Origin of the sequence: Pantoea vagans (assembly GCF_004792415.1) — a bacterium.
Classification (GTDB): domain Bacteria; phylum Pseudomonadota; class Gammaproteobacteria; order Enterobacterales; family Enterobacteriaceae; genus Pantoea; species Pantoea vagans.
In genome coordinates, this window is sequence record NZ_CP038853.1 from 827,100 (window position 1) to 845,800 (window position 18,701).

Below are 18,701 nucleotides of genomic sequence, written 5' to 3' on the forward strand. Positions count from 1 at the left end.
GGAAACGAGAGGGGTTTACATGCGGGTACATGCACGCTGGATAGCGGCGCTATTGTTAAGCCTGGTGGCTTGCACAGCACAGGCGCAGACATCATCAGGCTGGCAGCCAGTTAACGACACTATTCGCAAAAGTGAACAGGATCCTCGCCACTATCAGGCGATCCGGCTGGATAACGGGATGACGGTGTTACTGGTTTCCGATCCTGTGGCACCGAAATCGCTGGCGGCGCTGACGCTACCGATAGGATCGCTGGACGATCCCGATCAGCAGGCGGGACTGGCACACTACCTCGAGCATATGGTGCTGATGGGCTCAAAGCGCTACCCGCAGCCGGACAATCTGGCTGAATTCCTGAAAAAGCATGGTGGCAGCCACAACGCCAGCACCGCTTCTTACCGCACCGCTTTTTACCTGGAAGTGGAAAACGATTCGCTGGAGCCGGCGGTTGATCGCCTGGCGGATGCGGTGGCTGAGCCGCTGCTGGATCCGGTTAACGCCGATCGCGAACGCCACGCCGTGAACGCCGAGCTGACCATGGCGCGCTCGCGCGATGGCCTGCGCATGGCCCAGGTGGGCGCTGAAACCCTGAACCCGGCGCATCCGGCGTCACGTTTCTCGGGCGGCAATCTTGAAACACTGAAAGATAAGCCCGGCAGCAAACTGCACGAGGCGCTGCTGGATTTTTATCACACGCATTATTCCGCCAACCTGATGAAGGCGGTGATCTACAGCAACAAACCGCTGCCAGAGATGGCATCGATAGCGGCTAAAACTTTTGGCCGGGTGCAAAATCATGACGCCAGCGTGCCGGAGATTACGGTGCCGGTGGTGACGGATGCACAGCAGGGCGTCATCATTCATTACGTTCCGGCCCAGCCGCGCAAGCAGCTCAAAATCGAATTCCGCATTGCCAATAACAGCGATCGCTTTCGCAGTAAGACCGACACGCTGATTAGCTATTTAATCAGTAACCGCAGCAAAAATACGCTGACTGACTGGCTGCAAAAGCAGGGGCTGGCCGACGGGGTCAATGCGGGCGCTGATCCGATGACCGAGCGTAACAGTGGCGTATTTGCGATTACCGCGTCACTCACCGATAAAGGCCTGGCACAGCGTGACGAAGTGGTAGCGGCCATATTCAGCTACATCAATCTGCTGCGTCAGCAGGCCGACGATAAGCGCTATTTCGATGAAGTTTCACACGTGCTGGCGCTCGACTTCCGCTATCCCTCCATCACCCGCGATATGGATTACATCGAATGGCTGGTTGATACCATGCTGCGCGTGCCGGTTGAACACACGCTGGATGCGCCCTATCTGGCGGATCAGTACGATGCCGCTGCGATCAAGGCCCGGCTGGACGAGATGACCCCGCAGCATGCGCGCATCTGGTATATCAGCCCGCAGGAGCCGCATAACAAAACCGCCTATTTTGTGGATGCGCCTTATCAGGTTGAGAAAATTACGCCACAAACCTTTGCCGACTGGCAGCAGCGCGCCAGCCAGATCACGCTGGCGATGCCCGTGCTGAACCCCTATATCCCGGACGACTTCACCCTGTTGCCGTCGGACGGAAAAACGTATCAGCATCCGGTGAAGCTGAAAACCGAAGACGGTATGCGCATTTACTGGATGCCCAGTCGTTATTACGCCAGCGAGCCTAAAGCGGCGATAACCCTGGCGTTACGCAATAAAAACGCCATCAGCGACGCCCGTCAGCAGGTGCTGTTTGGCCTGAATGACTACCTCTCCAGCCTGGCACTGGACGAGCTTAACTCGCAGGCCTCGGTGGGCGGCATCAGCTTTTCAACCGGTGAAGATCAGGGGCTGGTGTTCAGCGCCAACGGTTTCACGCAACGTCTGCCGACGCTGCTGAAGAAACTGGTAGAGGGCTATGCCACCTTCCAGCCGACAGAACAGCAGCTGGAGCAGGCCAAGTCCTGGTATCTGGAGCGTCTGGACGCGGCGGAAAAAGGCAAAGCGTTTGAGCAGGCGATTCAGCCGATGCAACTGCTGTCGCAGCTGCCTTATACCCAGCGCGAGACCCGCCGCAAGCTGGTCAGCACAATCTCACTTAAGGATGTGACGACCTATCGCGATACGCTGTTCCGCGACGCGACGCCAGAGATGCTGGTGGTGGGTAACCTCAGTGCTGACAGCGTGACGCAGCTGGGACATGAGCTTAAGCAACAGATGCAGAGTAATGCGACCCGCGACTGGCACAGCCAGTATGTGACGATTAAAAAACCGCTGAAAGCCAACCTGCAACAGCAGGGTAGCAGCACCGACTCCGCTCTTGCCGCTCTCTATGTTCCCTTGGGGTATGGTGAATATCAGAGCATGGCGCACAGCTCGATGCTGAGCCAGATCGTTCAGCCGTGGTTCTACAATCAGCTGCGTACTAAAGAGCAGCTCGGCTATGCGGTGTTTGCCTTCCAGATGCCGGTGGGCCGACAGTGGGGTGTCGGCTTCCTGCTGCAAAGTAACAGCAAACAACCGGACTGGCTGTTGCAGCGTTACAAAGCCTTCTATCCACAGGCAGAAAAACGATTACGCAGCATGAGTAAGGCAGATTTTGCCCAGTACCAGCAGGCGATGATCAACGATTTGCAGCAGCGTCCTCAGACGCTTTTTGAGGAAGCGGATCGTTTTAGCCGCGACTTTGATCGGCAGAATGATCACTTTAATACCCGGCAAAAAGTGATCGAGCAGGTTCAGCAGTTAACCCCGGCCAGTCTGGCAGACTTTTTCCGGCAGGCCGTGATTGAACACAAGGGCATGGTAATGACCTCGCAGATTGCCGGCACCGGCACTGGCAAAACTGAATTTGCCCGCCAGCCTGGCTGGAAAACCTGGAATGAAGTGGCGCAACTGCAGCAGTCGCTGCCGGTAAAGAGTGAGACCCAATGACGCAGTTACCGCCCGTCTCGCTGAATCCTTTAACGCTGCCGCTCAGAGGCGAGCGGCTGATTGAGGCGTCAGCGGGCACCGGAAAAACCTTTACCATTGGTCTGCTCTATCTGCGCCTGCTGCTGGGGCTGGGCGGAGAAAACGCCTACAGCAGACCGCTTTCGGTAGAAGAAATTTTAGTGGTGACCTTCACCGAGGCCGCCACTGCGGAGCTGCGTGGACGCATCCGCGAGAATATTCATCAGTTGCGTCTGGCCTGTATCCGCGGCAAAAGCAGCAATACGATGCACCAGTTACTGCTGGAGCAGATGCCGGATCTGAGTCAGGCCGCCGCGCAGCTGCTGGCTGCTGAACGGCAGATGGATGAAGCCGCCATCTTCACCATTCACGGCTTCTGTCAGCGGATGCTTAATCTCAACGCCTTTGAATCGGGCATGCTGTTTGAGCAGGAGCTAATTGAAGATGAGCAGGCGCTGCTGAAACAGTCGACTGCCGACTTCTGGCGTCGTCAGTGCTACCCACTGAGTCTGGATGTCGCGCGGATTATTGCTGCGGAGTGGAGCGGGCCCGACAGCCTGCTGACTACGCTGCGTCCCTGGCTTCAGGGTGAATCACCCAGCCTGAAACGTCCGCCCGCAGCCGATGAGACGCTGGCATCACGTCACGCCCGTAACCTGGCGCGCATTGAGGCCATCAAGCAGCAGTGGCAGGCGCTTAGCGCCGATGTTGAAGGCATGATTAGTGCTTCTGGCGTGGATAAGCGCAGCTACAGCAGTAAACATCTGCCCAACTGGGTCGCAAAAGTCACGCAGTGGGCCAGCAGTGAGACGCTGGATTATCAGCTGCCGAAAGAGCTGGAACGCTTTGGTCAGCAGGTGCTGGACGAGAAAACCAAAAAAGGCGACGCACCACGACACTCGCTGTTTGAGGCGATCGATCAGTTTCTGGCAGAACCCTTGTCGCTGCGCGATGTGATTATCGCGCAGGCGCTGACCGATGTGCGTGCCACGGTGCAGCGTGAGAAGCGGTTACGCGCGCTGTTAGGCTTTGACGATCTGCTCAGTAAACTGGATGAGGCGTTGCAGCAGCCCGGCGGGGTGTTGCTGGCGGAAACCATCCGGGCGCGTTTCCCGGTGGCCCTGATTGATGAATTCCAGGATACCGATCCACAGCAGTATCGCATCTTCCGCACGCTCTATATTAATCAGCCGGAGCAGGCGCTGTTTCTGATTGGCGATCCCAAGCAGGCAATCTACGCGTTTCGCGGCGCAGATATTTTTACCTATCTGCGCGCCAGAAGCGAAGTCAGTGCTCACTACACACTGGATACTAACTGGCGTTCTTCACCTGAGATGGTCGGGAGCGTCAACCGCCTCTTCTCTCAGCTCGATTCACCTTTCCTGTTTTCGGCGATTCCCTTCCAGCCGGTTAAGCCCGCTGCGCCCAACGAGTCACTGAAGCTGATTTTTGATCAGCAGCAGCAACCCGCATTACGTTTCTGGCTGCAGCCTGGCGAGGGGGTCGGCAACAGCGACTACCAGCAGTTTATGGCGCAGCAGTGTGCCGCCGATATCAGCCGCTGGCTGGTGGCAGGACAGCAGGGACGAGCCTGGCTGGGTAAAGATGAGGCGCTGCAGCCGGTGCGGGCTTCCGATATCACCGTGCTGGTGCGCAGTCGCAATGAGGCCGGTTTAATCCGCGACGCGCTTAACGCGCTGTCGATTCCGTCGGTCTATCTCTCCAGCCGGGACAGCGTCTATACCACGCCGGAAGCGCGCGAATTACTCTGGTTGCTGCAGGCGATACAGGCACCGGAACAGGAACGGCTGCTGCGTAGCGCGCTGGCGACGTCGATTTTTGCCATCGATGCGGCGACGCTGGACGCGCTGACACAGAATGAGCGCGAATGGGATGCGCTGGTGGAGCAGTTTGCCGTCTGGCAGCAGCTGTGGCATCAGCGCGGCGTGTTACCGATGCTGCGTGATGTGATGATCAAGCGGCAACTGGCGGAGAATATGCTGGCCTCAGAGAATGGTGAACGTCGCCTGACTGACCTGATGCATCTGGGTGAACTGCTGCAGGAGGCCTCGGTGCAGCTGGAGAGTCCGCACGCGCTGGTGCGCTTCCTGGCGCAGCAGATTGCCCGGCCAAACAGCCAGGCCTCCAGCCAGCAGCTGCGTCTGGAAAGCGACCGCCATCTGGTGCAGATCATCACCATCCATAAATCAAAAGGGCTACAGTATCCGCTGGTCTGGCTGCCGTTTGCCGCCGGGTTCCGCGAGGCGGCCAGCGCGCTCTATCACGATCGTGACAACTTCACGGCGCTGCTCGATGTGCAGGGCGATGCGCAGAGCCTGGCGCTGGCCGAAGAGGAGCGTCTGGCAGAGGATCTGCGTCTGCTCTACGTGGCGCTGACCCGTTCCGTTTATCACTGTAGCGTTGGCATTGCACCGCTGATCAAAGGCACCCGTAAAAAAGAGGGCGAAAGCGATCTCCACAAGAGCGCACTGGGCTACCTGGTGCAGCAGGGGCAGGCGGCCGATGCGCAGCAGCTCAGCCAGCGACTTAATGCATTAACCGGTGAAGGGATTGCGCTGGTCGAAGAAGATCTGCTGCCGGGCGAAATGTGGCGGGACGCTGAGCAGGGTGATGAGGCGCTAAGCAGCCGCGACGTGACCCGCGCCCTGGCGGATGTCTGGCGGGTAACGAGCTACTCCGGGCTGCAACAGCATCACAGTTCGCCACTGCTGGATGCGCTCCCTAACTTCGATATCGATGCAGCGGGCGAAGAAGAAAATGGTGAAGAAGCGGCACTGACGCCGCATCACTTTCCTCGTGGTGCGGCACCCGGTACCTTCCTGCACGGTCTGTTTGAGTCGATCGACTTTACCGAACCGCCGGATCGCATCTGGCTGGAAGATCAGCTGCAGCACAATGGTTACCCGCTGAGCTGGTTACCGGTCATTGAACAGTGGATTGATCGGGTGTTACATACCCCGCTCAATGCGGAGGGGCTGACGCTGTCGGCAATCAAAAGCAGCGAACGGCTCATCGAGATGGAGTTTTATCTGCCGATCAACAATCTGCTGACGGCGGCGGATCTTGACGATCTGCTGCGTCGTCACGATACACTCTCTCAGCAGGCCGCTCCGCTGGATTTCCGCCAGGTGCGCGGCATGCTGAAGGGCTTTATCGATCTGGTCTTCCGCTGGCAGGGAAAATATTATCTGCTGGATTACAAATCGAACTGGCTGGGGGAAAGTCACGCCGCTTATACGCCCGAGGCGATGGCGCAGGCGATGATTGGCCACCGCTACGATCTGCAGTATCAGCTCTATACGCTGGCGCTGCATCGCTATCTGCAGCATCGCCTGCCGGACTACGACTATCAGCACCATTTTGGTGGGGTGTTTTATCTGTTTTTACGTGGGATGGATGGCAGCTCGCCGGACAACGGCATTTTTGCCACCCGACCTTCCGAAGCTTTTGTGGAAGAGATTGATGCGCTGTTTGGTGAAACCGGGGAGATGCTATGAGTGACATGCTGAGCCTGCTGCTGCAGGCGGTTGAGAAGCGTCTCCTGCGGCCGCTGGATATTCAGTTTGCCCGTCTGGTGGCGACAGAATCACAACCTGCGCTGTTGCTTGCTGCTGCCTGCGTCAGCGCAGAGGCGGGAGAAGGGCACGTCTGTTTACCGCTGAGCAATCTCTGCGAAGACAGCCTGTTTGCCGGGCGTCAGCCTGCGCTGGCCCAGGCCATCTGGCAGGCAGCGGGCAAGCCGGATGACTGGCCATCACACCTGGCAGACTGGTCGGCGGTCAGTGATGGCAGCCGGGTGACGCCGCTGGTGCTGAGCAACCAGCGTTTGTATCTGCATCGGCTGTGGCACAGTGAAGGCCGGGTCGCCGACTTTTTTGCTGCGCAGGACGTGAAAACCGCGTTTGATATGCGTGCCGCAGGAGACGTGCTGAACAGTCTGTTTGGTGACCAGCCGGAGAACTGGCAGAAAATTGCTGCGGCCGTGGCGCTGACCCGCAAGACGGCGGTCATTTCCGGCGGGCCGGGCACCGGCAAAACCACCACCGTGGCAAAACTCCTCGCCGCCCTGATTCGCCTGAATCCCGGCGCGCTGCGGATTCAGCTGGCAGCACCGACAGGCAAAGCTGCTGCGCGACTGACCGAGTCGCTGGGCAGGGCGCTGCAGGATCTGGCGGTCAGCGACGAAGAGCGGCGGCGTTTTCCCGCCGAAGCCACTACGCTGCATCGCCTGCTGGGCGCACAGCCCGATACCCAGCGGTTACGCTACCATGCCGGTAACCCACTGCATCTTGATGTGCTGGTAGTCGATGAAGCATCGATGGTCGATCTCTCAATGATGGCAAAACTGATCGCCGCGCTGCCTGCCCATGCCCGCGTAGTGTTTCTGGGCGACCGCGATCAGCTCGCCTCCGTTGAAGCCGGTGCGGTGCTGGGCGACATCTGCCGCTGCACGGAAAGCGGCTACAGCCTGGCGCGGGCCGAACAGCTCGCCCTGCTGACCGGCTGTACGCTGCAGGGCAGTGACGATGGACAGGCACCGGTCGTGCGTGACAGCATCTGCCTGCTGCAGAAAAGTTATCGTTTTGACGCCTCATCCGGTATCGGCCAGTTGGCAAAAGCGATCAACCTTGGTGATGCAGAGCAGGTCAGGGCGGTGTTTGCTGCGGCCCATGACGATGTCAGTTATCAGACGCTGAACAGCGCGGAAGCGTATCAGGTGATGCTGGATGAGGTCGCACAAGGCTATCAGCCCTTCCTGCAGCTTATTCGCCAGCAGGCGGAGCCTGCTGAGGTGATTGCCGCCTTTGGCCGTTATCAGCTGCTGTGTGCGTTACGTGACGGGCCTTTTGGCGTGCAGGGTCTGAACCAGCGCATTGAGCAGCGACTGATGCAGCTGCAGCGCATCCGGCGTCCTGGTATCGGCAGCCGCTGGTATGCCGGGCGTCCGGTGATGATCACCCGCAATGACAGTGCGCTCGGCCTGTTTAACGGTGATATCGGCATTACGCTGCGGGATGAAGAGGGTAACCTGAAGGTCTTTTTCCCGCTGCCGGATGGGTCAATCAAGGCGATCCAGCCGAGCCGGTTACCTTCCCATGAAACGGCCTGGGTGATGACGGTGCATAAATCGCAGGGGTCGGAGTTCGACCACACTGCGCTGGTAATGCCGACGCAGTTTCTGCCGGTCCTGACCCGTGAACTGGTCTATACCGCGATTACCCGCGCACGTAGGCAACTGACCATTTACAGCGAACCGGGCGTATTTCAGCGCGCCGTGCAGCTGCAGACGCAGCGACGCAGCGGTCTGGTGGAACGACTGGGTGAAACCGGCTGAGAAGAAGGGGGACAGTCCACGCCAGATGGCCTGTCCCTTCTGGATTGAATCAGGTGAGGTCGGCCATCAGCACCTTGGAACGGCGCTGATAGTTGTACATCTCTTTTTTACTCTCGGGCAGTGACTCGATATCAACCGGCGTAAAGCCGCGCTCCTGGAACCAGTGGATGCTGCGCGTGGTTAACACAAACAGCTTTTGCAGTCCCATCTGCTTCGCCTGCAATGCCACGCGCTGCAGCAGCATTTCTCCACGTGAGGAGCTGCGATAGTCAGGATGAACCGCCACACAGGCCATCTCGCCAATCTTCTCATCCATAAACGGATAGAGGGCGGCACAGGCGATGGTCAGGTTGTCGCGCTGAATAATCGTGAACTTATCGATCTCCATCTCCAGTTGCTCGCGTGAGCGACGCACCAGAATGCCCTGCTGCTCCAGCGGACGGATCAGTTCGAGGATACCGCCGATGTCGTTGATATTGGCACGACGGATCTGCTCGGCCGACTCCATCACAATCTGCGTACCGATACCGTCGCGTGAGAAGAGCTCCTGCAACAGCGCGCCATCTTCCTGATAGCTGATGAGATGGCTGCGGCGCACGCCACTGCGGCAGGCTTTCACCGCACCGCGCAGGAAGCGGACTGTCCCGGAAAGATAATCACCTTCCTTTTCAATCTCGTCAATGCGGGCCTGCGCATCGTTCGGGAAAAGCTCGGAGATGATTTCACCGTCGCTGTTCAGCACACCCTGCTCGGAGCAGAAGCCGATCATTTTTTCGGCTTTGAGCTTAATCGCCAGTTGGGTAGCCACTTCTTCTGAAGTCAGATTAAAGCTCTCGCCGGTCACAGAGACCGCCACCGGTCCCATCAGCACGATGGCATCGTTATCCAGCTGGCGGTGAATCGCCTCTTCATCAATACGACGGATGCGCCCGCTGTGGCAGTAGTCCACGCCATCATCCACGCCCAGCGGCTGTGAAATAATGAAGTTGCCGCTGACCACATTGATATGCGCGCCCTGCAGTGGGGTATTGTTAAGACTCATTGAGAGGCGGGCAGTGATATCGAGCTGCAACCGGCCGGCAGCCTGCTTCACTAATTCCAGCGATTGCGCATCGGTCACCCGGGTAAATTTATGATAAACCGGTTCCAGCTGCTGCTGAGCCAGGCTGGCGTCTATCTGCGGCCGTGCGCCATAAACCACCACCAGGCGGATGCCCAGGCTGTGCAGCAGGCCGATGTCGTTAACGATGCCAGAGAAGTTCTCATGCTCAATCGCTTCGCCACCCAGCATGATGACAAAGGTTTTACCCCGGTGGGCATTGATATAGGGAACGGTATGGCGAAAACCCTGAACCAGTTCGGTACTACGTTCCTTCACGGCCAACCCTCAGTGAATGTTTATTCGTATTTTCTGTATTTTTATGCTTTTACGCCCGATTTTGCAAGTCTTAATCCTGACGAAAATTTACGTTTTTATGGGTGTCAAAGCCGCTAACAGACTGCATTATTTAGGGTTTCCGGGGTGACATCATCCTGCGGATTGGATAAAGTTTTCGCCGCCATTTGATTAACTGGCGCTTTTTTAGACATAACACAGCAGCTGGAGCGGCATGTCAGACGGTAATTCCCATTTTTCACGCAGACGTTTTTTACAGGGGACAGGCGCCTTACTGCTGTTGAGCGTCAGCCGCACAGGCCTGGCGGCAAAAAACCACATTGTGGCGGTGCGTATCTGGCCCTCATCCACCTATTCGCGTATGACGCTGGAGTCCAGTGTCGCGCTGAAATACAAGCAGTTTGCGCTGAGTAATCCCGAACGACTGGTAATAGATATTCAGGGCCTGCATCTTAATTCGGCCCTGAAAGGGGTAGATAAGCAGGTACGGGTCGACGATCCCTTTATCAAAAATGCCCGGGTCGGCCAGTTCGACAGCAACACGGTGCGCGTCGTTCTGGAACTGAAGCGCAACGTCGCACCGAAGATCTTTAATCTGGCACCGGTCGCCGGGATCAATCACCGGCTGGTGGTCGATCTCTATCCGACCCAGAACCATGTGGAAGACGATCCGCTTCTGGCTCTGCTGAAAGATTATAATCAGGGCGATCTGGACAAGGATGAAGGGGTGCAGGCGCCGTTACCCGGCAAAGCGGGACGCGATCGTCCGATTATCATCATGATCGATCCCGGTCACGGTGGAGAAGATCCTGGCGCGCACGGCAAATATAAGACCCGCGAGAAAGATATTGTGCTGAAGATCGGACGGCGGCTCAAAGCGCTGATCGATAAAGAGCCCCACATGAAAGCCTATATGACGCGCAATGAAGATGTCTTTATTCCGCTGCGCGTCCGGGTCGCCAAAGCCCGCAAACAGCGCGCCGATCTCTTTGTGTCTATTCATGCGGATGCGTTTACCAGTCGGGCAGCACGCGGCTCTTCGGTGTTTGCCTTATCCACCAGTGGTGCCACTTCAGCCGCCGCCCGTTTCCTGGCGCAGACCCAGAATGAATCAGACCTGATTGGCGGCGTCAGCAAAAGCGGCGACCGCTATCTTGATCACACCATGTTCGACATGGTGCAGCGGCAGACGATTCATGACAGCCTGAAGTTTGGTAAAGAGGTGCTGCATCGTATGGGGCACATCAACCATCTGCACAAACGCACCGTGGATCAGGCTGGCTTTGCGGTGCTGAAAGCCCCGGATATCCCGTCAATCCTGGTAGAGACCGCGTTCATCAGTAATGTGGAAGAGGAGCGGAAGCTGCGAACTACCCGCTATCAGCATCAGGTGGCAGAGGCGATTCTGAACGGTATCAAAGCGTATGTTGAGAGTGGGGCGGCACTGGCCCATCGGTAAAGGTAAGCGGGTAGTCACGGCTATCCGCGCATTTATCTGCGGGAGAGAGGCTTAAGAGGAATTCGAGAACGGCAGAAACAAAAAAACACCCTTTCAGGTGTTTAAATGATTGGTTGCGGGGGCCGGATTTGAACCGACGACCTTCGGGTTATGAGCCCGACGAGCTACCAGGCTGCTCCACCCCGCGTCCGTATCATACTTATTTCACATTGTGACTTCTGTAAAACAACTGCAGAAGTATTGGTTGCGGGGGCCGGATTTGAACCGACGACCTTCGGGTTATGAGCCCGACGAGCTACCAGGCTGCTCCACCCCGCGTCCGTATTGCTTCTATTACTTTTACTTCTCACACTGTGACTTCTGTAAAACTGCTGCAGAAGTATTGGTTGCGGGGGCCGGATTTGAACCGACGACCTTCGGGTTATGAGCCCGACGAGCTACCAGGCTGCTCCACCCCGCGTCCGTGGAAGCGCACTATACTCTCCGCGCTAATTCATGCAACCCCTTTTTAAAGATAAAAGCCAAATTAACAGCCAGTTGCTGAAGGATTCAGCCATATGATTAATTATTGAACTGATATGCGCCAGGTCAAAGCGGATGCATTTCATTCTGTCGGGGGCTTTGCTATCGTCGCGGGGCGAACAGTTATAAAAAGAGAAGAGAATGAAATCACATTGGGTGAAGTATGCACTTACTGGCGCGTTAATCACGCTGCTGGCGGCCTGTAGCTCTAAACCGACCGATCGCGGTCAGCAATATAAAGATGGCAAACTGGAACAGCCGCTGGCGCTGGTGAATCAGCCCAATGCTAAAGGCGCGCCGGTTAATGGCAAAGACTTTGGCGATCAGGTGCGCCAGATTCAGTCCGCCTCATCCGCTCTTTATAGTCGTCAGAACGGCACCTACAGCGCCATTGAAAGCTGGCTGATGGCGGGTGCTGATACCCGGCAGCTTCGCCAGTATGGCCTGAATGCCTGGCAGATGGAGGGCACGGATAACTACGGTAACGTGCAGTTCACCGGTTACTACACGCCGGTCGTGGAAGCGCGCTACACCCGTCAGGGCGAATTCCAGTATCCGATCTACCGTATGCCGCCGCGCAAACGCGGAGAGAAATTACCGAGCCGCGCCTCTATCTATAGTGGCGGACTTGATGACCGTTACGTCATTGCCTACAGCAACTCGCTGATTGATAACTTCATGATGGATGTGCAGGGCAGTGGTTACGTCGACTTTGGCGATGGCCGCCCGATGACCTTCTTTGGTTACGCCGGTAAAAATGGCTGGGGCTACCACAGCATCGGTAAAGAGCTGATCGACCGTGGTGAAGTGAAGCGCGAAGATATGTCGATGCAGGCGATTCGCCAGTGGGCGCAGGAGCACTCACCGCAGGAAGTGCGTGCGCTGCTGGAAACCAACCCGTCATTCGTCTTCTTTAAGGCTGAGCCGTTTACGCCGGTGCGCGGTGCCAGCGCCGTTCCGCTGGTAGCGAAAGCCTCGGTGGCTTCTGACCGCTCAATTATTCCGGCGGGCACGGTGCTGCTGGCAGAAGTGCCGCAGTTGAATGAGAAGGGCAAATTCAACGGCAAATATGAGATGCGCCTGATGGTGGCGCTCGATGTGGGTGGCGCGATTAAGGGACAACACTTTGATATCTATCAGGGTATCGGCCCGGATGCCGCGCATCTGGCGGGCTTCTATAATCACTATGGACGCGTTTGGGTGATCAAAGCCGCACCGGGTGCCGGACAGCCGCTGTTCTCCAGCCCGCAAAACGGTAATAATGGTTCACTGCTTCTCGGCTCTAACTAATGTCTTCTCTGCGGGCCTCCGGGCCCGCACGACGTAACAGGTTCAACTATGAAAGTGTTAAATGACGCCTGGCATCAGCGCTTTGGCGGCACAGCGCGTCTCTATGGCCAGGATGCGCTGCAACGTTTTGCTGACGCGCACTTCTGCGTCATCGGTATCGGCGGCGTGGGTTCCTGGGCAGCGGAAGCGCTGGTGCGCACCGGCATTGGTAAAATCACCCTGATAGATATGGATGACGTCTGCATTACCAACACCAACCGACAGCTTCATGCGCTGCAGGGCAACGTGGGCAAAGCCAAAACGGAGGTGATGGCGGAGCGGCTAAGGGCGATCAATCCGGACTGCGACGTAATCTGCATTGATGACTTTATTACGCCCGAGAACACCGCCGAACTGATGGCCGCCGGTTTTGACTATGTGATCGACGCGATCGACAGCGTACGTCCTAAAGCGGCGCTGATCGCCTGGTGTCGCCGGAATAAGATCCCGCTGATCACCACCGGTGGCGCGGGCGGACAGATTGATCCGACCCAGATCCAGGTCGCCGATCTGGCGAAAACCATTCAGGATCCGCTGGCGGCGAAGCTGCGCGAGCGCCTGAAAAGCCTGGGCGTGGTGAAAAGCAGCAAGGGCAAACTTGGCATCGACTGCGTTTTTTCTACCGAAGCGCTGGTCTATCCGCAGGCCGACGGCAGCGTTTGTGCTTCACGCAGCACCGCAGAGGGGCCGAAGAGAATGGATTGCACATCCGGCTTTGGCGCGGCCACCATGGTGACCGCGACGTTCGGCTTTGTGGCTGTTTCGCATGCGCTGAAGAAGTTTCTGGCATGCGCCGCCCGTCAGGATGCGGTCAGCGCCTGACGCGCGGCGTGCTCAACTGCGGTGGCCAGCGCCTGCAGGCCGCTGCCGCGTGAGGCGCTGAGCTGGGCACGCAGCCCCAGTTCATCAAACAGGGTTAAGGGATCGGTGGCCAGTAATTGCTGCGGCGTCTGGCCCTCAACGGCGGTCAGCAGCACGGCCAGCAGGCCGCGCACGATCCGTCCTTCACTGTCACCATAGAAGTGCAGTGAGCCATCCTCACACAGCTGGCTGCCCAGCCAGACCCGGTTTTCACACCCGCTCAGTTCAATTTCCGCTGTTTTCAGTTCCTCCGGCAAGGCAGGTAACTGGCGGCTCAGCTGGATCAGCTGACGATAGCGATCCTCCCACTGATGAAAACGGCCAAAGCTCTCTTTCAGACTGGCAACGGTAATCTGTTCGCCAAACGGGTGTGGCGCTAACCGCGATGAACGCATAATCAAAACTCCGATAACAGCGCGATGGCGCTCTTCATGGCGCGCACCAGCGCATCAACATCCTGCAGATTATTATAGGGTGCAAAAGAGGCGCGCAGCGTGCCACTGACGCCCAGCGCCGCCAGCAAGGGCTGAGCGCAATGCTGACCGGCGCGCAGTGCGATTCCCTGCTCGGCCAGCAGCGTTACCAGGTCACTGTGATGCAGACCTGAGAATTCAAAGGCCAGCAGGCTGGTATTGCCACAGCGGAAGCTGCGAAAGCCGGGCAGTTCTGCCAGCTGCTCTTCCGCCAGCGAGGCAAGCTGCTGACTCCAGCGCTCGGCTTCGGGCAGATCGTACTGCGCCAGCCAGCTCAGTGCCGCACTCAATCCCACCACCCCAGCCACATTCGGGGTGCCAGCCTCAAAACGCCACGGTACCGGCTGCGGCGTGAAACCATTGAAGTCGACATCCGTGATCATCTTACCGCCGCCCTGCCAGGGCGCCATCGCTTCCAGCAGTTCCGCTTTGCCATATAACGCGCCAATGCCCATCGGGCCGTAAATTTTATGGCCGGAAAAAGCGTAAAAGTCGATATCCAGCGCCTGTACGTCAGGCGGGCAGTGCACCACACCCTGCGCGCCATCGACCATCACTTTCGCGTCCACGGCATGTGCCAGTGAAATCGCCTGTGCGAGATCGGGGCATCCACCGGTGACGTTCGACATCTGACCCACAGCCAGCAGGCGGGTGCGGCTATTAAGCAGGGCGGGTAACAGGCTGATATCGGGCAGACGATCTGGCCCTAACGGCCATTTTACGACGCGGGCACCGCACGCCTGCGCAGCCATTAGCCAGGGAACCAGGTTGGCGTGGTGCTCAGCCTCACTCACCACGATCTCATCACCGGGCTGCAGGCGCGGACGCAGCCAGCTGTTCGCCACCAGGTTTATCGCCTCGGTGGTGCCACGCGTCCAGACAATTTCACGATCGTCCGCGGCGTTAATCCAGCGGGCCACCTGATTGCGCGCCTGCTCATAGCGCTGGGTTAAGGCCTGCGCCGCAGCAAACTGGCTGCGATGAACCGTACCCGCGCTGAGGCTGTAAAACTGCTGCGTGCTGTCAATCACGGCCTGCGGCTTCAGCGTGGTCGCGGCGCTGTCGAGATAGACGCCGGCGTCGGCGAGCGCGGGAAACTGCTGGCGGAATGCGGTGGGATTAAATGCGGTCATGCCGGGTCCATGATAAGAAAAATTAGGACCACACTGAAAGAATGGTCTGCGTCTGGCAAAGCTGGAAAAGCGCGTTATGCTGAATATTGCAAGGTTTGAACCAAACCCGCATAACGATCGGACGTTTAATAGTCGATCTCACTTATCGGCTGCCTCTGGTTAGCGTAACGCGGGTGGTTTGATGCAATCAATCTACAAGGAGATAGCAGATGAAAAAACTTACCGCAGTCCTGGCCGTGTGTACTCTGGCTTTTACCCTGAGTGCCTGTTCAAGCAATTATGTCATGCATACCAACGATGGTCGTACCATCGTGGCTGCCGGCAAGCCAAAAGTTGATAACGATACCGGCATGATCAGCTATAAAGATGCGAATGGCAACGAGCAGCAGATCAACCGCTCTGATGTCAAAGAGATGGTCGAGTCAAAGTAAGCAGCAAAAAAAAAGCACCGCAATTTGCGGTGCTATTTAAAAATCACTATGGACAGACAGGGTAAATCTACAGGAATTAAGAGTTCGATCCGCAATCGTCGGATCAAAAATTGCAAACACAACATCACGACCACAAGCCAAAAGCTTTCAGAAAATCTGCGAACTCACTCACAAATCTAAAAACTTTTCGTTCCGGCTCAGGAAGTGCGGCAACTATAGGTATTTGCTGGAGGTTCCTCAACGGACAAATTATAATGCCTCGGATTAAAAATTCTAATACGTAAACGCTTTGTATAAGCCTGCGTATTTTTCGCCGATCCGGATACGGAAAACCATGTCGAAACGCCTTCCTCCTCTTAACGCACTGCGGGTTTTTGATGCCGCTGCGCGCCATTTAAGCTTTACCAAAGCCGCTGAAGAGCTGTTTGTCACCCAGGCTGCCGTAAGCCATCAGATTAAATCTCTGGAAGATTTTCTGGGGTTAAAGCTGTTTCGCCGGAGGAATCGTTCGCTGTTACTGACCGAAGAAGGGCAAAGCTACTATCTCGACATCAAAGAGATTTTCTCGGCAATTAACGAAGCGACCCGAAAACTGCAGGCGCGCAGTGCCAAGGGCGCGCTGACCGTCAGTTTACTGCCGAGCTTTGCTATTCAGTGGCTGGTTCCCCGCCTCTCCAGCTTTAATATGGCTTATCCGGGAATCGACGTGCGTATCCAGGCCGTTGACCGCGATGAAGAGAAGCTGGCCGACGATGTCGACGTGGCAATTTTCTACGGCCGTGGCAACTGGCCCGGCCTGCGGGTTGAAAAACTCTATGCCGAATATCTGCTGCCGGTCTGTTCGCCATCACTGATGACCGGCGATAATCCGCTGAAAACCCCGATGGATCTCTCGCGCTTTACCCTGCTGCATGACGCCTCCCGCCGTGACTGGCAATCGTATATCCGCCAGCTGGGTTTACAGCATATCAACGTGCAGCAGGGACCGATCTTCAGCCACAGCGCCATGGTGTTACAGGCGGCGATTCATGGTCAGGGCGTGGCGCTGGCCAACAACGTCATGGCGCAGAGCGAAATAGAGGCCGGGCGATTAATCTGCCCCTTTAATGATGTATTAGTCAGTAAAAACGCTTTTTATCTGGTTTGTCATGACAGTCAGGCAGAACTGGGTAAAATAGCCGCCTTCCGACAGTGGATCCTGGAAAAAGCTGCAACCGAACAAGAAAAATTCCGCTTTCGCTATCAACAATAACGTCTTGATTTATTTGCATTACGATGCAAAAGCATCCTGAGGATAGGTTAATGTCCAGTCGTGCCATGTTTGTTTTTGCGGCTATCAGCGGCTTTCTGCTGGTGGCTTTTGGCGCATTTGGTGCCCACGTTTTAAGTCAGTCGCTGGGTGCTGCTGAGATGGCCTGGATTCATACCGGGCTGGAATATCAGGCTTATCACACGTTAGCGGTGATGGGACTGGGTGCCGCGATGTTACGCCGCGCCAATATCTGGTTTTACTGGAGCAGTGCGCTGATGGCGCTTGGCACCGTACTGTTCAGTGGCAGCCTCTATTGTCTGGCGCTGTCACATCTGAAGTTTTGGGTTTTTATCACACCGGTAGGCGGGGTCTGTTTCCTCGCCGGTTGGGTATTGATGTTGATTGGCGCGCTGCGTCTTAAACGAAAGGCAGAACGCCATGAATAAAGTTTTACTCTATTGTCGTCCCGGTTTTGAAAAAGAGTGTGCGGCAGAAATCAGCGCGAAAGCGGCTGAACGTGAAATCTACGGTTTTCCTCGGGTTAAAGATGACTCCGGCTACGTGCTGTTTGAGTGCTACCAGTTTGAAGATGCTGAGCGTCTGGCGCGTGAGTTACCGTTTGACGAGCTGATCTTTGCCCGTCAGATGCTGGTTGTCGGTGAAATGCTGCGTGACCTGCCGCAGGAAGATCGCATCACCCCAATTGTTGGCATGCTGACCGGCGTGGTGGAGAAGGGCGGCGAACTGCGTGTTGAAGTGCCTGACACTAACGAAGCCAAAGAGCTGACCAAATTCTGCCGTAAGTTCACCGTGCCGCTGCGTTCAGCACTGCGTGAAAGCAAGATTCTGCTGAACTATGAAAGTCCGAAACGCCCGGTCGTCCATGTGTTTTTCATCGCGCCAGGCACCTGTTACGTCGGCTATTCCATTCGGGAAAACAGCTCGCCGTTTTACATGGGTATTCCACGGCTTAAGTTCCCCTCTGATGCACCAAGCCGCTCGACCCTCAAGCTGGAAGAGGCGTTTCATGTCTTCATTCCTGCGGATGAGTGGGATGAGCGTTTAGCCAGCGGCATGTATGCCGTGGATCTGGGTGCTTGTCCGGGCGGCTGGACCTATCAGCTGGTCCAGCGCAGCATGATGGTCTATGCGGTGGACAACGGACCGATGGCCCCCAGTCTGATGGATACCGGCCAGGTGATGCACGAGAAAGCCGATGGGTTTAAATTCCGTCCACCCCGCACCAATATCAGCTGGCTGGTGTGTGACATGGTCGAAAAGCCGGTGCGTGTGGCTAACCTGATGACCGACTGGCTGGTTAACGGCTGGTGCCGTGAAGCCATCTTCAACCTGAAGCTGCCGATGAAGAAGCGTTATGAAGAGGTGACGCAGAATCTGGCCATGATGCAGGAGCGCTTTGATGAGAATGGCATCAACGTGCAGATTCGTGCCCGCCAGCTTTATCATGACCGCGAAGAGGTAACGGTACATGTGCGTCGTATGTGGGCAGCGACCGGTGGCCGTCGAGACGAACGTTAATCGCCTGGCTGAGTGCAGCTG

At 56.8% G+C, this 18,701-nt stretch carries 13 protein-coding genes and 3 tRNA genes; 10 read left to right on the forward strand and 6 right to left on the reverse strand.

The genetic code is table 11. The features are described 5' to 3' along the window. The first annotated feature begins 19 nt into the window (after positions 1-19). The 3 genes from ptrA to recD are packed head-to-tail and all read left to right on the forward strand — an operon-like array spanning position 20 to position 8,285. Positions 20-2,911, forward strand: coding sequence for a pitrilysin (gene ptrA, locus EGO56_RS04035; protein ID WP_135907762.1), 2,892 nt, complete (start codon positions 20-22; stop codon positions 2,909-2,911). Next, positions 2,908-6,447 (forward strand): exodeoxyribonuclease V subunit beta, encoded by a 3,540-nt coding sequence (recB, locus tag EGO56_RS04040; RefSeq protein WP_135907763.1) that lies wholly within the window; start codon positions 2,908-2,910, stop codon positions 6,445-6,447. Before ptrA ends, recB begins: the two co-directional genes overlap by 4 nt. Further along, positions 6,444-8,285 carry an exodeoxyribonuclease V subunit alpha gene (recD, locus tag EGO56_RS04045; RefSeq protein WP_135907764.1) on the forward strand — a complete coding sequence of 614 codons (1,842 nt, stop codon included), beginning with the start codon at positions 6,444-6,446 and terminating at the stop codon, positions 8,283-8,285. Before recB ends, recD begins: the two co-directional genes overlap by 4 nt. A gap of 49 nt (positions 8,286-8,334) precedes the next feature. On the opposite strand, the gene argA is transcribed toward recD, so the two are convergent. Further along, a complete protein-coding gene (argA, locus tag EGO56_RS04050) occupies positions 8,335-9,663 on the reverse strand; it encodes an amino-acid N-acetyltransferase (protein WP_013358908.1) in 1,329 nt (442 codons plus the stop codon). Between the two features lie 232 nt (positions 9,664-9,895). On the opposite strand from argA, the gene amiC reads away from it, so the two are divergent. Next, positions 9,896-11,140: an N-acetylmuramoyl-L-alanine amidase AmiC gene (gene amiC / locus EGO56_RS04055; RefSeq protein WP_135907765.1), complete on the forward strand. Its 1,245-nt coding sequence runs from the start codon at positions 9,896-9,898 to the stop codon at positions 11,138-11,140. Positions 11,141-11,250: 110 nt separating this feature from the next. On the opposite strand, the gene EGO56_RS04060 is transcribed toward amiC, so the two are convergent. The 3 genes from EGO56_RS04060 to EGO56_RS04070 form a co-directional block, all read right to left on the reverse strand. After that, positions 11,251-11,327: transfer RNA gene (locus tag EGO56_RS04060), tRNA-Met, on the reverse strand. Between the two features lie 54 nt (positions 11,328-11,381). Further along, a tRNA-Met gene (locus tag EGO56_RS04065) sits at positions 11,382-11,458 on the reverse strand. A 65-nt stretch (positions 11,459-11,523) separates the two neighbouring features. Beyond that, positions 11,524-11,600: transfer RNA gene (locus tag EGO56_RS04070), tRNA-Met, on the reverse strand. 203 nt (positions 11,601-11,803) lie between these two features. Between EGO56_RS04070 and mltA the strand changes: the two genes are divergently transcribed. Beyond that, positions 11,804-12,952, forward strand: coding sequence for a murein transglycosylase A (mltA, locus tag EGO56_RS04075; RefSeq protein ID WP_013358905.1), 1,149 nt, complete (start codon positions 11,804-11,806; stop codon positions 12,950-12,952). 48 nt (positions 12,953-13,000) lie between these two features. Next, the gene (tcdA, locus tag EGO56_RS04080) at positions 13,001-13,813 is read left to right on the forward strand and encodes a tRNA cyclic N6-threonylcarbamoyladenosine(37) synthase TcdA (protein ID WP_135907766.1); all 813 of its coding nucleotides are present in this window, start codon (positions 13,001-13,003) and stop codon (positions 13,811-13,813) included. Here the strand turns inward: tcdA and csdE are convergent. Together csdE and csdA are read right to left on the reverse strand one after the other, a co-directional pair. Next, positions 13,792-14,247, reverse strand: a complete 456-nt coding sequence (gene csdE, locus EGO56_RS04085) for a cysteine desulfurase sulfur acceptor subunit CsdE (protein ID WP_135907767.1) — start codon at positions 14,245-14,247, stop codon at positions 13,792-13,794. The genes tcdA and csdE overlap by 22 nt on opposite strands. A 2-nt stretch (positions 14,248-14,249) precedes the next feature. Next, a complete protein-coding gene (csdA, locus tag EGO56_RS04090) occupies positions 14,250-15,458 on the reverse strand; it encodes a cysteine desulfurase CsdA (protein ID WP_135907768.1) in 1,209 nt (402 codons plus the stop codon). Between the two features lie 209 nt (positions 15,459-15,667). On the opposite strand from csdA, the gene EGO56_RS04095 reads away from it, so the two are divergent. The 4 genes from EGO56_RS04095 to rlmM all read left to right on the forward strand — a co-directional run bounded on the left by EGO56_RS04095 (position 15,668) and on the right by rlmM (position 18,680). Next, positions 15,668-15,889, forward strand: coding sequence for a YgdI/YgdR family lipoprotein (locus EGO56_RS04095; RefSeq protein ID WP_003854643.1), 222 nt, complete (start codon positions 15,668-15,670; stop codon positions 15,887-15,889). A 334-nt stretch (positions 15,890-16,223) separates the two neighbouring features. Continuing rightward, positions 16,224-17,141 carry a transcriptional regulator GcvA gene (locus EGO56_RS04100; protein ID WP_003854641.1) on the forward strand — a complete coding sequence of 306 codons (918 nt, stop codon included), beginning with the start codon at positions 16,224-16,226 and terminating at the stop codon, positions 17,139-17,141. A gap of 50 nt (positions 17,142-17,191) precedes the next feature. Then, positions 17,192-17,587 (forward strand): DUF423 domain-containing protein, encoded by a 396-nt coding sequence (locus EGO56_RS04105; RefSeq protein ID WP_003854633.1) that lies wholly within the window; start codon positions 17,192-17,194, stop codon positions 17,585-17,587. After that, positions 17,580-18,680, forward strand: a complete 1,101-nt coding sequence (gene rlmM, locus EGO56_RS04110) for a 23S rRNA (cytidine(2498)-2'-O)-methyltransferase RlmM (RefSeq protein WP_033783981.1) — start codon at positions 17,580-17,582, stop codon at positions 18,678-18,680. Before EGO56_RS04105 ends, rlmM begins: the two co-directional genes overlap by 8 nt. Positions 18,681-18,701: the final 21 nt, after the last annotated feature.

Excerpts from the sequence above, each read along its gene's own strand:
- ptrA (WP_135907762.1), top strand. The coding sequence starts at position 20 with ATGCGGGTACATGCACGCTGGATAGCGGCGCTATTGTTAAGCCTGGTG.
- recB (WP_135907763.1), top strand. The coding sequence starts at position 2,908 with ATGACGCAGTTACCGCCCGTCTCGCTGAATCCTTTAACGCTGCCGCTC.
- recD (WP_135907764.1), top strand. The coding sequence starts at position 6,444 with ATGAGTGACATGCTGAGCCTGCTGCTGCAGGCGGTTGAGAAGCGTCTC.
- amiC (WP_135907765.1), top strand. The coding sequence starts at position 9,896 with ATGTCAGACGGTAATTCCCATTTTTCACGCAGACGTTTTTTACAGGGG.
- mltA (WP_013358905.1), top strand. The coding sequence starts at position 11,804 with ATGAAATCACATTGGGTGAAGTATGCACTTACTGGCGCGTTAATCACG.
- tcdA (WP_135907766.1), top strand. The coding sequence starts at position 13,001 with ATGAAAGTGTTAAATGACGCCTGGCATCAGCGCTTTGGCGGCACAGCG.
- csdE (WP_135907767.1), bottom strand. The coding sequence starts at position 14,247 with ATGCGTTCATCGCGGTTAGCGCCACACCCGTTTGGCGAACAGATTACC.
- csdA (WP_135907768.1), bottom strand. The coding sequence starts at position 15,458 with ATGACCGCATTTAATCCCACCGCATTCCGCCAGCAGTTTCCCGCGCTC.
- EGO56_RS04095 (WP_003854643.1), top strand. The coding sequence starts at position 15,668 with ATGAAAAAACTTACCGCAGTCCTGGCCGTGTGTACTCTGGCTTTTACC.
- EGO56_RS04100 (WP_003854641.1), top strand. The coding sequence starts at position 16,224 with ATGTCGAAACGCCTTCCTCCTCTTAACGCACTGCGGGTTTTTGATGCC.
- EGO56_RS04105 (WP_003854633.1), top strand. The coding sequence starts at position 17,192 with ATGTCCAGTCGTGCCATGTTTGTTTTTGCGGCTATCAGCGGCTTTCTG.
- rlmM (WP_033783981.1), top strand. The coding sequence starts at position 17,580 with ATGAATAAAGTTTTACTCTATTGTCGTCCCGGTTTTGAAAAAGAGTGT.